The organism is Corynebacterium tuberculostearicum (assembly GCF_022347385.1).
Classification (GTDB): domain Bacteria; phylum Actinomycetota; class Actinomycetes; order Mycobacteriales; family Mycobacteriaceae; genus Corynebacterium; species Corynebacterium tuberculostearicum_M.
On record NZ_JAKRDT010000003.1, the window covers coordinates 72,122 to 86,102 of the forward strand.

General features: G+C 61.8%; 11 protein-coding genes. 6 read left to right on the forward strand and 5 right to left on the reverse strand.

Features of this window, described 5'->3' with window-relative positions:
* Positions 1-11 precede the first annotated feature (11 nt).
* A complete protein-coding gene (glgA, locus tag MHK00_RS02605; RefSeq protein WP_250410275.1) occupies positions 12-1,166 on the reverse strand; it encodes a glycogen synthase in 1,155 nt (384 codons plus the stop codon).
* Between the two features lie 109 nt (positions 1,167-1,275).
* Here glgA and glgC point away from each other — a divergent pair, with 109 nt between their 5' ends.
* A complete protein-coding gene (glgC, locus tag MHK00_RS02610) occupies positions 1,276-2,493 on the forward strand; it encodes a glucose-1-phosphate adenylyltransferase (RefSeq protein WP_204609533.1) in 1,218 nt (405 codons plus the stop codon).
* Here glgC and MHK00_RS02615 read toward each other — a convergent pair.
* Entirely contained in the window at positions 2,490-3,137 is a 648-nt protein-coding gene (locus MHK00_RS02615) for an O-methyltransferase (protein ID WP_225747145.1), read from the reverse strand. The genes glgC and MHK00_RS02615 overlap by 4 nt on opposite strands.
* A 151-nt stretch (positions 3,138-3,288) precedes the next feature.
* On the opposite strand from MHK00_RS02615, the gene sigE reads away from it, so the two are divergent.
* From sigE to MHK00_RS02630, 3 genes are all read left to right on the forward strand, one after another.
* Entirely contained in the window at positions 3,289-3,918 is a 630-nt protein-coding gene (sigE, locus tag MHK00_RS02620) for an RNA polymerase sigma factor SigE (protein ID WP_005323510.1), read from the forward strand.
* A 100-nt stretch (positions 3,919-4,018) separates the two neighbouring features.
* Entirely contained in the window at positions 4,019-4,468 is a 450-nt protein-coding gene (locus tag MHK00_RS02625) for an anti-sigma factor family protein (protein ID WP_250410277.1), read from the forward strand.
* 23 nt (positions 4,469-4,491) lie between these two features.
* Complete coding sequence (locus tag MHK00_RS02630) at positions 4,492-5,040, forward strand: twin-arginine translocase TatA/TatE family subunit (RefSeq protein ID WP_250410279.1); 549 nt, start codon at positions 4,492-4,494, stop codon at positions 5,038-5,040.
* Between the two features lie 4 nt (positions 5,041-5,044).
* On the opposite strand, the gene MHK00_RS02635 is transcribed toward MHK00_RS02630, so the two are convergent.
* Positions 5,045-6,175 (reverse strand): Mrp/NBP35 family ATP-binding protein, encoded by a 1,131-nt coding sequence (locus tag MHK00_RS02635; RefSeq protein ID WP_040425048.1) that lies wholly within the window; start codon positions 6,173-6,175, stop codon positions 5,045-5,047.
* Positions 6,176-6,280: 105 nt separating this feature from the next.
* Here MHK00_RS02635 and MHK00_RS02640 point away from each other — a divergent pair, with 105 nt between their 5' ends.
* The gene (locus tag MHK00_RS02640) at positions 6,281-7,021 is read left to right on the forward strand and encodes a hypothetical protein (protein ID WP_250410280.1); all 741 of its coding nucleotides are present in this window, start codon (positions 6,281-6,283) and stop codon (positions 7,019-7,021) included.
* 452 nt (positions 7,022-7,473) lie between these two features.
* On the opposite strand, the gene MHK00_RS02645 is transcribed toward MHK00_RS02640, so the two are convergent.
* Together MHK00_RS02645 and MHK00_RS02650 are read right to left on the reverse strand one after the other, a co-directional pair.
* Positions 7,474-11,196 carry a multifunctional oxoglutarate decarboxylase/oxoglutarate dehydrogenase thiamine pyrophosphate-binding subunit/dihydrolipoyllysine-residue succinyltransferase subunit gene (locus tag MHK00_RS02645; protein WP_436232061.1) on the reverse strand — a complete coding sequence of 1,241 codons (3,723 nt, stop codon included), beginning with the start codon at positions 11,194-11,196 and terminating at the stop codon, positions 7,474-7,476.
* Positions 11,197-11,373: 177 nt separating this feature from the next.
* Positions 11,374-12,108 (reverse strand): hypothetical protein, encoded by a 735-nt coding sequence (locus tag MHK00_RS02650; RefSeq protein ID WP_250410284.1) that lies wholly within the window; start codon positions 12,106-12,108, stop codon positions 11,374-11,376.
* A 116-nt stretch (positions 12,109-12,224) separates the two neighbouring features.
* Here MHK00_RS02650 and MHK00_RS02655 point away from each other — a divergent pair, with 116 nt between their 5' ends.
* Complete coding sequence (locus MHK00_RS02655; RefSeq protein WP_200435146.1) at positions 12,225-13,928, forward strand: carboxylesterase/lipase family protein; 1,704 nt, start codon at positions 12,225-12,227, stop codon at positions 13,926-13,928.
* Positions 13,929-13,981: the final 53 nt, after the last annotated feature.

Below are 13,981 nucleotides of genomic sequence, written 5' to 3' on the forward strand. Positions count from 1 at the left end.
GCTATCCTTCCTTAAATCAAGCTGCGGTAAATATCGACGGTCTGGGCGGCAATGGTAGCCCAAGAGAAATCACGGATGGCGCGCTCGCGGCCGGCGCGGCCAAAATTGGCGGCGCGCTCTTTATCGGCGGCGACGTCATTGACGGCGGCGGCGAGGTCGGCTTCGAAGGCGGCGGTAGCGGCGGCGTCGTAAGGCACCAGCACACCGGTCTCGCCATCGACCACAACCTCCGGAATGCCGCCTACGTTGGAGGCGACAACGGCCGTGCCGCAGGCCATAGCTTCCAGGTTGACGATGCCGAGCGGCTCGTAGATGGAGGGGCAGACAAACACATCCGCACCGGAGTAAATCTGCTGGACCTCATTGCGCGGGAGCATGTCCTTGACCCAGAAAATGCCATCGCGCTGGGCACGCAGTTCCTCCACCAGCGCCTCGGTCTCCGCCGCGATTTCGGGCGTATCGGGCGCGCCGGCGCACAGCACCAGCTGGATATCCGGGTCGAATTTCTGCGCCGCCTGCAGCAGGTGCTTCACGCCCTTTTGCCGGGTAATTCGGCCAACGAAGGCAACGATGGGGCGTTGCTTATCGACGCCCAGCTTGTCCAACACATCTCCCTCTCGCGGCTGCCACAGCTCGGTGTCGATGCCGTTGAGGACGACGTGGACCTTGGAGGCGTCGATCCGCGGGTAGGCATCCAGGATGGAGTCCTTCATGCCGGCGGAGACGGCGATGACGGCGTCGGCATATTCCATGGCGTTCTTCTCGGACCACGAGGAGACGTCATAGCCGCCGCCGAGCTGCTCGCGCTTCCACGGGCGGTGCGGCTCCAGCGAGTGGGCGGTGACCACATGCGGAATATCGTAGAGCTGGGCGGAGAGGTGGCCGGCGAGACCCGTGTACCACGTGTGGGAATGGGCGATGTCGATATCGGAGGCGGCATCGGCCATGCGCAGCCCGGTGGACAAGGTCTTGAGCGCGCCATTGGCACCCTCGAGTGCGGGGTCCACGCCGTGCACAAAAACGTCCTTTTCTTCGCGCGGCGAGCCCATGCAGTGCACGGAGACATCGATGATATCGCGCATAAAACGGGTGAGTTCAGCTACGTGAACTCCGGCTCCGCCGTAGATTTCCGGCGGGTATTCCTTGGAAAAGATTCCGGCTCTCATGCCCACCCAGAATACGTATCTCTGGTGCCGCGTGCAGAAATACGGGATGGGGGTAGAAATGTGCATATATCTGCTGCGAAATGTGGGATTTGCGGATAGGTTTGAAAACGTGAGAAGCCTGCCAAATGTCCTAGCCATCGTCCTCGCCGGCGGCGAGGGAAAGCGCCTTTTTCCCCTGACCGAAGACCGCGCCAAACCCGCCGTGCCTTTCGGAGGTTCCTACCGCCTCATTGACTTTGTCCTGTCCAATCTGGTCAATGCCGGCTACCTCAAGATTGCGGTGCTGACCCAGTACAAGTCCCACTCCCTGGACCGCCACATTTCCCAGGCATGGAACTTGGCGGGGCCGACGCCGCAGTACATTGCCTCGGTGCCTGCCCAGCAGCGCCGCGGCAAGCGGTGGTACAACGGTTCGGCGGATGCCATTGTGCAGTCGCTTAACCTCATCTATGACGAGAAACCGGATTACGTCATCGTCTTCGGCGCAGACCACGTCTACCGCATGGATCCGGCGCAGATGGTAGAAGAGCACATCGCCACGGGGCTGGATTGCTCGGTGGCCGGCATTCGCGTGCCGCGCTCGGAGGCCACGGCGTTCGGATGCATCCAGGCCGATGGCATGGGAACCATCACGGAGTTCGTGGAAAAGCCGGCGGACCCACCGGCCACGCCGGATGATCCGAATATGAGCTATGCCTCGATGGGCAACTATGTCTTTACGGCGCAGGCGCTTATTGACGCCCTCTTGGAGGACGAAAAGAACGAGGACTCCGCCCACGATATGGGCGGCGATATCATTCCGTACTTTGTGGAGCGCGGGCAGGCGCATGTCTATGACTTCATGGCCAATGAGGTGCCGGGATCTACCGAGCGCGATCACGGCTACTGGCGCGACGTGGGCACCATCGATTCCTTCTATGAAGCGCACATGGACATGATTTCGGTGCACCCGATCTTCAACCTCTATAACCGGAATTGGCCGATTCACTCCACGGATGATTCCAATTTCCCGCCGGCGAAGTTCGTGCAAAATGGCATCGCGCAGTCCTCGATGGTGGCGCCGGGCTGCATCGTCTCTGGCGGCACGGTGCGCAATTCGGTGCTGGCGTCTGATGTCCACGTGGCCGATGGCGCCACGGTCGAAGGATCGGTCATCCTGCCGGGCGTGCGCATCGGCCGTGGCGCGGTGGTGCGCCGCGCAATCCTCGATAAGAACGTCGTCGTCAGCGATGGCGCAATTATCGGTGTGGACCGCGAGCGCGACGAGGAGCGCTTCAAGGTTTCTGACGGCGGCGTGGTTGTCGTCGGCAAAAACCAGAAGGTCTAGAGCTTCGTCACGAGCGTGAGCCCGGACCCCAGCGGCAAGCGGGTGACGTTTGCGCCCTCGAGCTCGCGCAGGTACTCGTCTGCTTCGCGGGCGGCGGCGGTGTCGCGGTCGGTCCGGGAGACGTCGGCAAGCGTGCCATCGAGCAAAGAATTAGCCAGGACCAGGGTGCCGCCCTGGTGCAGCAGTGGCCACGCGGCCTTGATGATGGCGGGGAGCTCGAGCGCGGCGACGTCGGCGTAGATGACCTGGTAGGCGTCATTAGCCAGGCGGCCCATGACTTCGAGCGGGCGAGACGGCAGGAAGCGGCCGCGCGAGGGCGCATAGCCCGCCTCGCGGAAGGCGGTCTTGGCACTGCGCTGGTGCTCCGCCTCGGGGTCAATGCAGGTCAAGATGCCATTATCGGGCATGCCAGCAAGCAGGTAGAGGCCCACCACATTGGCGGCCGGGGTGATCGCTACGGACTGGGGGCGTTCGGTGGAACCGGCGGAGGCGGCCGTCAGCGTGGTGAGCAGCTGGCCCGTAGATTCATCTGGAACCGGCAGACCGTACTCATCGGCGTGGTCGCGCGCGCCACGCAGGGCCGCGGAGGGCTCGCTGGTGGTCTCGATATAGGAACGCAGTGCTTCATATGCGGTAGTAGTCACGTAATAGACCTTAGGGAAAAGTGTCCGCCGATGTGGCAAAAACGCGCCTAGCCAGCGAGGTTGTGGTGGGTGGGGATAATGTGACGGACTCACAGGAAATTATCAGCACTGTGGCTGGAGTTTCACCATGAAGTGTAGAAAGATGACATGCATGACAACAACGAAGCGCGATGCCGAATCCCTTCAGCCCGCCACCCCTGAGGCGGAGTTGACCGGTACCGCGGCGTTCGATGCCGGCGAAGCCGACATGCCAGCCTGGGGTGACCTAGTGGCCGAGCATGCCGATGGCGTCTATCGCTTGGCGTATCGCCTCTCCGGCAACCAGCACGATGCAGAGGACCTGACCCAGGAAACCTTCATGCGTGTCTTCCGTTCCCTGGATAAATACCAGGCCGGTACGTTTGAAGGCTGGTTGCACCGCATTACCACCAACCTCTTCTTGGACATGGTTCGCCATCGCTCCAAGATCCGCATGGAGGCCCTGCCGGAGGATTATGAGCGCGTGCCCGGAACGGATATGACCCCGGAGCAGGCCTATACCGTGGCCAACCTGGACCCGGCGCTGCAATCCGCGCTCGATGGCTTGGCTCCCGATTTCCGCGTGGCCGTGGTGCTGTGTGATGTCGTAGGTATGAGCTATGACGAGATTGCGGAGACCCTCGGCGTCAAGATGGGTACGGTTCGCTCCCGCATCCACCGTGGCCGTTCCCAGCTGCGTGCGGCGCTCGAAAAAGAGGCGCAAACCAATGCGGAAACCCGCATGCTGCTGCGCACGCGTTAAACCATCGCGCGCTAAACTCTAAAGAAACTGCATAGTCCCCGCCGCCGGCGGGGACTTTCCGTGTCACTGAAGGCCAAGCAACTACTGGAGGAGGGTGTCGATGGACTCGCTGCGGGGACGCCGAACCTTGTCCACGCTGAGCGTGCGCGGCGGATTCGATGCCGTTCAGGCCAAGGCCCGCGATAAGGCGAAAGCCAAGGCGCGGCGCAGCGATACCATCGGGCACCTTGGCCCAGAGGCTGTCGTTGCCTTCGTGGACGGGGAGATGGAGCCGAAATTCATGCACCGCGTGCGCATCCACTTGGTGCACTGCGCCGAGTGCCGCGCGGATGTGCACCAGCAGCGCCATGCCTCAGAGTGGGTTCGCCACTGCGCGGATTCCGCTAAGGTCAAGGCGCCGCAATCCCTGCTGGCAAAGCTCGCGGGCATTGCCACCGAAGAGGTTGCGCCCGGGCCGGATGCGGCAACGCCCGTGCACCGGCCGCAGCAGGATTTCTTGGACAAGGTGGAGATGGTGGTTCGCGCAATCAAGCACAATCAGCGCGGCTAAGAGTGAGGGACTAGTATTTAACCGTGTTTTCTTCCATTGGTTGGCCCGAGATTTTCGTCATCGTGGTTTTGGGCATCATCGTCATCGGCCCGGAGCGTATGCCCGAGGTGATTAAGGACGTGCGCGCGGCCATTTACGCGGCGCGCAAGGCCATCAATAACGCCAAGGCGGAGCTCAATGGCGAGATGGGCTCGATTACCTCGGAATTCGATGATATCCGCGGCCCGCTCACCCAAGCCGCACAGTGGACGCGCCTCGGCCCGAAGGGCGCAATTACCAAGGCGCTTTTCGACGGCGACGATTCCGCCTGGGACGATTTCAACCCGAAGAAGATGGCAGAAAACGTCAAGACCGCTACCGCTCCACAGGAGCCGGAGGAGCAGCCGCAGTCCCAACCGCAGCAGCAGCGCCCGAGCTTCGACTACTCCCAGGTCTATGCCGAGCAGCCGCAGCCAGAGCCTCAGCAACGCCCTCAAGCGCCCCAGCCAACGGAGCAGCCCGCGCCAGAGAAAAAGCCGCCACGCGGTGGGCAAGAATCCACCGGCGGCGGCTTGTGGGGCGATGTAACCTAGAGCGCTAGTTCACGCCCAAGTTGAGGTTTTTGCCCACCAGGGAATCAGAACGTATGGCCAGCTTATCGGCCACTGCCTGGATCTGTTGGGCGGCGGGGGACTCGGGGGAATCGAGAACAATCGGTGTGCCGGCATCGCCACCGCTGCGCAGGGTGGGATCCAACGGCACGGAGGCCAGCAGTGGCACCTCATGGCCCAAGATGACGCCTAGGCGATCGGCCACAATCTGTCCGCCGCCAGAGCCAAAGACATCCATGGTGGAGCCATCCGGCATCACCATGGCGCCCATGTTTTCAATTACGCCGGCCACGCGCTGGCGGGTCTGCTGGGAGATGGATCCGGCGCGCTCTGCCACCTCGGCCGCCGCGGCCTGCGGGGTGGTGACAATGAGTAGCTCCGCATTCGGGATGAGCTGGGCTACGGACAAGGCGACGTCGCCAGTGCCCGGAGGCAGATCCAAGAGCAGCACGTCGAGGTCGCCCCAGAAAACGTCAGCCAGGAATTGCTGTAGCGCGCGGTGGAGCATGGGGCCGCGCCAGACTACCGGGGCATTACCCTCCACAAACTGACCGATGGAAATGTGCTTAATGCCATGAGAAATCGGCGGCAGCAGCATCTCATCATCGAGCACGGTGGGGCCGTCGGTGCAGCCCAGCAGGTTGGGTACGGAGTGGCCGTAAATATCGGCGTCCACGATGCCAACCTTGAGGCCCTTCTGGACCAGCGCTGCAGCCAGGTTGACGGTCATGGAGGATTTGCCCACGCCGCCCTTGCCGGAGGCCACCGCGAAAACGCGAGTGGTGGAATCCGGCTTTGCAAACGGGATTTCCGGCTCGGCCTGGCCGCCGCGGAGCTTCTTCTTGAGCTCGCGACGCTGCTCATCGCTCATGGCTTCCATCGTCACCGTGACGTTTCCAACGCCCTCGATATCCTCTACCGCAGCGCGGGTATTGGACTCGATGGTGGATTTCATGGGGCAGCCAGCGATGGTGAGGTAAATTTCCACGGCGACGTCATTACCGGTGACGGTAACGGACTTCACCATGTTGAGTTCGGTGATGGGGCGGCCGATTTCGGGGTCTTCGACGCGGGAGAGTGCCTCGCGTACGGCGGATTCAGTAATAACGCTAGACATAACCCTTGCCATCTTAGTCATGCCGCAACAGGAGGTAAACACACCCTCGGTGTAGAATCAGCTAGACGCTCACGCGCCGCTAACCAAAAGGAGAAGAGTATCGCTATGCGCAGCTTTGCCCGCCCCGCCCGCGCCATTGCCGGTGTGGTGCTGTCCGCAACGCTGCTTACCGGCTGCTCTTCCCAGTTCGATACCAACCCTTTTGCCAAGAGTCCCCAGAGCGAGCCCATCGGCATTTTGGTGGATACCAATGAGACCGACCAGCTTGTCCTTGCGGAAATCTTCCGCCAGGAGCTGATGGGGCAAGGCCGCGAGGCATCCATTGTGAAGGAAGACATCTTCCAAGACACCAAGGGTGGGCGTTCCATGAACCCGGGCGGCAATTTCTATGTAGGCTGCACCGGCGCGTTCCTCAATATCCTTAACCCCGGTGAGGCGCGGGCGATTTCTAAGGATTACAAGAAGGCACAGAAAGCTTCCGAGCCCGGCGGCGAGGACTACCTGGCGCGGACCCACATTGCGCTCATGTCGAGCTTGCCCACGGATACCACCACGGTCGAGCCTTCCGGTGCTAGCGGCTGCGAGGACGCCGAGCCCGAGTTGCCAGAAAATTTCGTGGTGCTCTATCAAGACGATCTTTTCGACCGCGAAGAGCGCCAGGCCGTGGCCTCGCTGACTAAGTTCATTACCCAAAAAGATCTCTCTGACATGGTCGAAGAGGTAGAAAACGACGACTCCAGCGCGGAGAAGGTCGTACGCTCCTGGATGAATTCCTCCGGTGGCGACATCGCCCATGAAGAAGGCGACTCCGATTCTTCCGGCGGGTCGAATCTCACTGGTTCTTAATATTTGACCGTTGGCAGGTTTGTGTGAGTTTCCCGGGCTTGTTGGCAACTTGGAGCTCCTGATGGTTAGCAACCGGCAGACCAACACCTCCACAGGATCAAGGACACGTGTGACTCGATATGGAACCATTCTGGGCTCGTGAATACCGACGCTAGTGCTTTTCATTGCTCCCGGGTTTGAGTGACAAGCATCCGCGACACGATTGGACATATCGAGTAAGCGCGTTACTTCTTAACCCGCTCCCTTGGCGCTCATGGGAAAGCGACCGCCAAGACAACAGTGTTCCGCTGGTGAGCGCGAAGGAATCGGAGATGAGAAAAGACGTGAGAGGGCAAGAACGCCGAGGGAGTGCTCCGGCAGAAGCAAGAACTGAAGTTTTACTAATGCTGACGTCGGCATGAGTAAACCCCAGCGAGGAGGTCCTCACTGGGGTTTAAACGGGGTAGAGGCGACTAGATGTCGAAGGCCTCTTCCAGCAGGTTCTTCTGCTCAATCTGGTGCACCTTGGCGTTACCGGTGGCAGTAGAGGACTGAGCACGGCGGGAAACGCGTACCAGCTCCGGCATATCCGGAATCAGGGTGCGCAGGTGCTCGTTGTAGAACGGCCATGGGCCCTGGTTGGCCGGCTCGTCCTGAACGAAGCGAACCTGGGTGGCATTCGGGTAAGCCTCGAATGCCTCGCGCAGGCGGTTGAACGGAATTGGGTGGAGCATCTCCACGCGGACGATGGCGATGTCATCGCGGCCGTCGGCCTCGCGCTTCTTCTCCAGATCCCAGTACAGCTTGCCGGAGACCAGCATGATGGTCTTGACCTTGTCGGTATCGCCGACCTTCTTGCCGTAGACATCAACGAAGTTCGGGTCATTGATAACGGACTGGAAGCGCTTGACCTCGGTGAAGTCTTCCACGGCGGAGGTGGCCGCCTTGTTGCGCAGCATGGACTTCGGGGTGAAGACGACCAGCGGACGCTTCATCTCACCGAGTGCCTGGCGGCGCAGCAGGTGGAAGTGGTTAGCCGGGGTGGAAGGCTGAGCCACGGTCATGGAACCCTCAGCGCACAGCTGCAGGTAGCGCTCGATGCGGGCGGAGGAGTGGTCCGGGCCCTGGCCTTCGTAGCCGTGTGGCAGGAGGAGTACCAGGCTGGACAGCTGGCCCCACTTCGCCTCACCGGAGGAGATGTACTCGTCGATGATGGTCTGGGCGCCGTTGGCGAAGTCACCGAACTGTGCCTCCCAGGCCACGAGGGCGTCTGGGTTGCCCACGGTGTAGCCGTACTCGAAGCCCATGCCGGCGTACTCGGTCAGCGCGGAGTTATAAACCATGAACTTGCCGCCGTTGCCCTTGGAGGTGGCGATGGCGTGCATCGGGTTGTACTCGTTGCCGTTGCGTGGGTCGAAGGTGACGGCGTGGCGCTGGGTGAAGGTACCGCGACGGGAATCCTCACCAGCCAAGCGGACAACCTTGCCCTCGCCGGCCAGGGAACCGAAGGCGATGAGCTCGCCCCAGCCCCAGTCGATGCCGCCCTCACGGGAGGACTTCTCGCGCTCCTTGGCTACCTTGCCCACGCGCTTGTGGTACTCGAAGTCCTCTGGTGGGTTGCCATAGGCGGCACCCAGCTCGGCGAGTTCCTCGGCGGTAATCGAGGTGTCCAGGCCGCGGGTGAGCTCCTGGGAGGAGGTGATACCGGTCTGCTCCTTCGGGCGAGCCTTGCCGGCTTCCTTATGCTCAGCAAAGACGGATTCCATCTGGTCGTGGAAGTCGCGAGCGGCTGCCTCGGCGTCCTCGGCGGAAAGGTCACCACGGCCGATGAGGTCGTTGGTGTAGTGTTCGCGCACTGCCTTGTGCTCGTCGATGACGGAGTAGAGCTCCGGCTGGGTCATGGACGGGTCGTCGGCCTCGTTGTGACCGCGCAAGCGGTAGACCATGAGGTCAATGAAGACGTCCTTGCCAAACTGGCGGCGGTACTCGGCTGCCATCTGACCAACCCAGACAACTGCCTCTGGGTCATCGCCGTTGACGTGGAAGACCGGGCAGTCGAAGCCCTTGGCCAGGTCGGTGGCGTAGTGGGTGGAGCGGCCGGAATCCGGGGTGGTGGTGAAGCCCACCTGGTTGTTCACCACGATGTGGACGGTGCCGCCGTTAGTGTAACCGCGCAGCTGAGACAGGTTGATGGTCTCTTGGACAATGCCCAGGCCGGTGAAGGAAGCATCGCCGTGGAGCATGACTGGAACAACGGTGTGGCCCTCTGGGCCCTTGTCCAAGATGTCCTGCTTAGCGCGGGCGATGCCCTCCATGACCGGATCGACGGCCTCGAGGTGGGATGGGTTGGCGGCAAGGGTGACCTTGATTTCGCCATCGCCAAACATCTGCAGGTGGTGGCCCTCGGAACCCAGGTGGTACTTCACGTCACCAGAGCCGCCGAGCTGACCGCCCTTGTAGTTGCCGTCAAACTCGCCGAAGATATCGGCCAGCGGCTTGCCTACGATATTGAACAAAACGTTCAGGCGGCCGCGGTGCGGCATGCCGATGACGACCTCGTCCAGATCCTGGCCGGCGGCGGTATCAATGATGGAATCCAGCAGCGGGATGAGGGTCTCGGCGCCCTCGAGGGAGAAGCGCTTCTGGCCCACGTACTTGGTCTGCAGGAAGTTCTCGAATGCTTCTGCGGCATTGACCTTCTGCAGGATGTACTTCTGCTCCGCGTTGGTCGGCTTCGGCATGCCCGCCTCCAGGCGGTCCTGCAGCCAGCCGCGCTCATCGCGGTCCAGGATGTGGGTGTATTCGGAGCCGACCTTCAAGGTGTAGGCGGCGCGCAGGCGGGACAGCACCTCGCGCAGGGTCATCTGCTCCTTGCCACCAAAGCCACCGACGTTGAAGGTGCGGTCCAGATCCCAAATGGTCAGGCCGTGGGTCGCGATGTCGAGGTCGCGGTGGTCCGGGTTAGGCAGGCCCGGCTGTACCCAGCCCAGCGGGTTGGTATCGGCCAGCAGGTGGCCGCGGGAGCGGTAGGACTCGATGAGCTGCATGACGCGGGTGTTCTTGTCCACGCCGGAGTTCGGCACGTCCTGTGCCCAACGGAACGGCTCATAAGGCACGCCCATGGAGGAGAAGAGGTCGTCCCAAAAGGCGCCGTCGACAAGCAGCTGGCCAATGGTGCGCAAGAACTCGCCGGACTCTGCACCCTGGATGACGCGGTGGTCATAGGTGGAGGTCAGGGTAACCAGGCGGCCGACGCCCAGGTCTGCCAAGCGGTCCGCGGAAGCGCCAGCGAACTCGGCCGGGTAATCCATAGAGCCCACGCCGATGATGGAGCCGGCGCCCTTAGTCAGGCGGGCGATGGAGTGGCGGGTGCCGATGCCGCCTGGGTTGGTGAGGTTAATGGTCACACCAGAGAAGTCATCCATGGTGAGCTTGTTTTTGCGAGAACGGGTAACGATGTCCTCGTAGGCCTCAACAAACTCGGAGAAGGACTTGGTCTCGCACTCCTTGATGGCGGCGACGACCAATGCGCGGGAGCCATCCTTCTGCGGCAGGTCAATGGCCAGGCCCAGGTTAATGTGCTCCGGCTGGATGACATAAGGCTTGCCATCCTTCTCCTCGTAGCGCACGTTCATATCTGGGTGCAGCTGCACGGCCTTGACCATGGCATAGCCGATGATGTGGGTAAAGGAGATCTTGCCACCGCGAGTGCGCTTGAGGTGGTCATTGATCATGGAGCGGTTTTCCCACATGAGCTTGACCGGCATATCGCGCACGGTGGTAGCGGTAGGAATCTCCAGGGATTCTTCCATGTTCTTGGCAATGGCCTTGAACATGCCCTTGAGCTGGTGCTCCTCGCCGCCCTTGTAGTCTTCGATGCGGTCGAGCGGGGACTCGGACTTCTTCACGGACTGCTTGGCCTTAGCGGACTTTTCCTGCGCCTTGGCCACGGACTTATCCACGTTGGTCTCGCGGGCCTCCTGCTTGCGGGCGGTAGTCGTACCCTCAGTCTTCTTCGCGGCAGGCTTAGACGGCTTCTTCGGGGCTTCCTTGGCAGGTGCCTCAGACTTGGGCGCGCCGTTTGCTTCGAAGTAGTCGCGCCACTCCTTATCTACGGAGCTAGGGTCCTTGGAGTACTGCTGGAACTGCTCGTCTATCAGCCACGCATTGGGGCCGAAGATATTCGATGTGCTCACGGCAGGTATTCGCCTCATTTCTCTGCTTTAAAATGGTCGTTTATTCGACTTTAGTGCGGCCTTTGCACGAGCGCATGCGTCACTCGCCAAAGAGTCTGCCTACATGATACGGGTCATACCCCTAAACTCACTATGTTAGGGGTATCAATTGCCCCACTTATCGGTTCCCGGCTACCCCTAGGCTTGGGTGAGGGGAGAAAGCTGCTCGCTGGCGTGCTCGATGACCTGCTTGGCCAGCTTGCGGTTGGCGGTAGTGCCGAGCACGGCGCCGATGCCCATGGGCATGAGCTTGCTGATCCACGCCCACTCCAGGCGCTTGGTGATCTGCTTGGTAAAAAGCTTGGTCAGGCGGCCGTTGATTCCAGACAGCGTCGGGCCGGAGAAACGGGACAGGCTAGCGGCCGAGCGCATGCCCGCCACGCTATTGAGATCACCCACAAAGGTATCCACCAAAGCGGAGCCCTTCGAACCGGTCAGCACCAAAAGTACAAGGGCGCGGCGGCGCTCGGGGGACTTGATGTCATCGCCATGCAGGTAGGCCGAAGCCAAGATGTACCACGCGGTCGCCTCCAAAAAGACCACGGATTCGCCGGCGATGGTAGCTGCGCCGGTTACCAAGCCAACACCTGGGATGGCAGCGGAAGCGCCCGCGGCCGCACCCGTGCCGGAGGTGATATTGAGGAAGTGTTTGTCAATGAGCTCCTGCAGCTGCTGCGGGCTCGCGTCCTTATTGCGCTTCTTCAGGTTCTCGACGTACTTGATGATGACACCGGACTGCACGGCCACTGCGCGGTCCAGGGAATTGAGCAGGGCAGAGGTAAAGCGGTTGGTATCTTCCGGATCGATGTCATAGGTATCGACGGTGTCGACCTCGGTGGAGTTGTCCTTTTTGTCTTTAGTAAATAAGCCCATGTGTCCTTCTCTTTCGCTAAAACTTATCTGCGCCCAGCATAGTAAAGGCTCTATTAATGCGCCGCCGCGCCGTAATGAGATCGCCGAGGGCGTGCAAGCGACCTAAGCTAGTGGGTATGGTTACGCCGCACGAGAACAACCGCGACTCCGAGGGTTTCCCTCTGGAGGAGTCTTCCGCGGCGGCGCGCCTTAAAGCGAAACAAGCGCACGAACGCGCCCGCCGCGCGCACGAAGAGGCCCAAAACGCCCTGGCAGATGAGCTCACCGTGCGCACTACCTCCGGGTGGGTGCGCGGCGTTATAGAGGAAGACCTGCGCACCGATCGCCCCATTAGCGCCGGGCCGGTGCTTACCTGGCGCGGTATCCCGTTTGGTGATACCACCGCCGGGGACAACCGCTTCCGCGCGCCGCAGCCCGCACCGGCCTGGGAGGGTGTGCGCGATTGCAGCCAGTTCGGCCCACCGGCCCCGCAGCCCACGTATTCCTGGACCGATCGCATTATCGGCTCTGAGGACTGCCTGCACCTCGACATCGTGCGCCCGCGCACTGAAGAGAAGCTTCCCGTGGTGGTCTACCTGCACGGCGGCAGCTTCATTATGGGCTCGTCCCACATGCTCATGCTCCGCGGTTTTGAGCTGGCCACCCGCATGGACGTGGTCTACGTATCCATTAACTTCCGCCTCAATTCCCTGGGCTACTTGGATCTGCGCAGCCTGGGCGGGGACTGCAGCGCTAACCCGGCGGTGGCCGATCAGATCCTGGCGCTGCAGTGGGTGCGCGACAATATCGCGGCCTTTGGCGGTGATCCTGATTCCGTCACCCTCATGGGCGAATCGGCCGGCGGCGCGGCGGTGCTCACCCTCATGACGAGCCCGGCCGCGGAAGGCCTCTTCCACCGCGCCATCGCCCAGTCCCCGCCGATTGCCATGATCCATTCCCGCGCCCAGTCCACCTTGTGGGCGCGCGAGCTGGTCCACCGCATGGCCTTGCCCCGGCGTACCTCGGTGGAGGACCTGCGCCAGGAAAACTTTGCCGATCTGGTGCGTTCGGGCCAATCCATGATGTGGCGGGCCGGCGAGCTCATTCACCTCAATTCCTGCTACGCGCCCACGGTGGATGATGAGCTCATTCCGGAACACCCCATCGCCGCCTTTGAAAACGGGCACCAGCACCAGATTCCGCTGCTCATCGGCACGAACTCGGACGAGGCTAGCTTTGGCAAATTCCTCTTCCAGCGCCAAAGCTCCCGCGAGCGCGCCGCCTTGCGCCTCCTGGCTTCCTTCGATCCCCAGCACGCCCCCGAGGTCGTCGCCGCCTATGACGGGGCGGTGGCCCGGGAGGACTTTGCGCACCTGCTTGCCGACGCCCTCTTTTGGGCACCTTCCACCCGCATCGCCACCGCCCATGCCAAAGTGGCACCCACGTGGATGTATCGCTTCGACTTCGCCTCTGCCGTGCTCAAGTGGTTGGGCCTCGGTGCCATGCACTCGATGGAGCTGGGCAATGTCTTCGGTGACCCTTATTCCTCGCGCGCGTCTTTCCTTACCAATTGGGGCTCGCGCGCGGAGATGGAGGAACTTACTGCCACCATGCAGCAACACTGGTCTGCCTTCATCCATGGCGGCCGCCCGGAGATGAGTTGGCCGCGCTACGGGTCCACTCAGCGCGCCACCATGATCTTCGATGCCGAGGCCTATATTGAGCACGCGCCCCACGAGCTCAAGCGGCAAGCCTGGGAGGGATACCACATGTTGGAGTGGGGAAGTGGGCGCCCGGAGCTGGTGAGATCTTTGGGCTTCCAACCATCCGGGTGGGAATAACGGTAGACTCCACAGTGACCGCGGGCGGCGGCTTGCCTACCGTGGGAACCTCT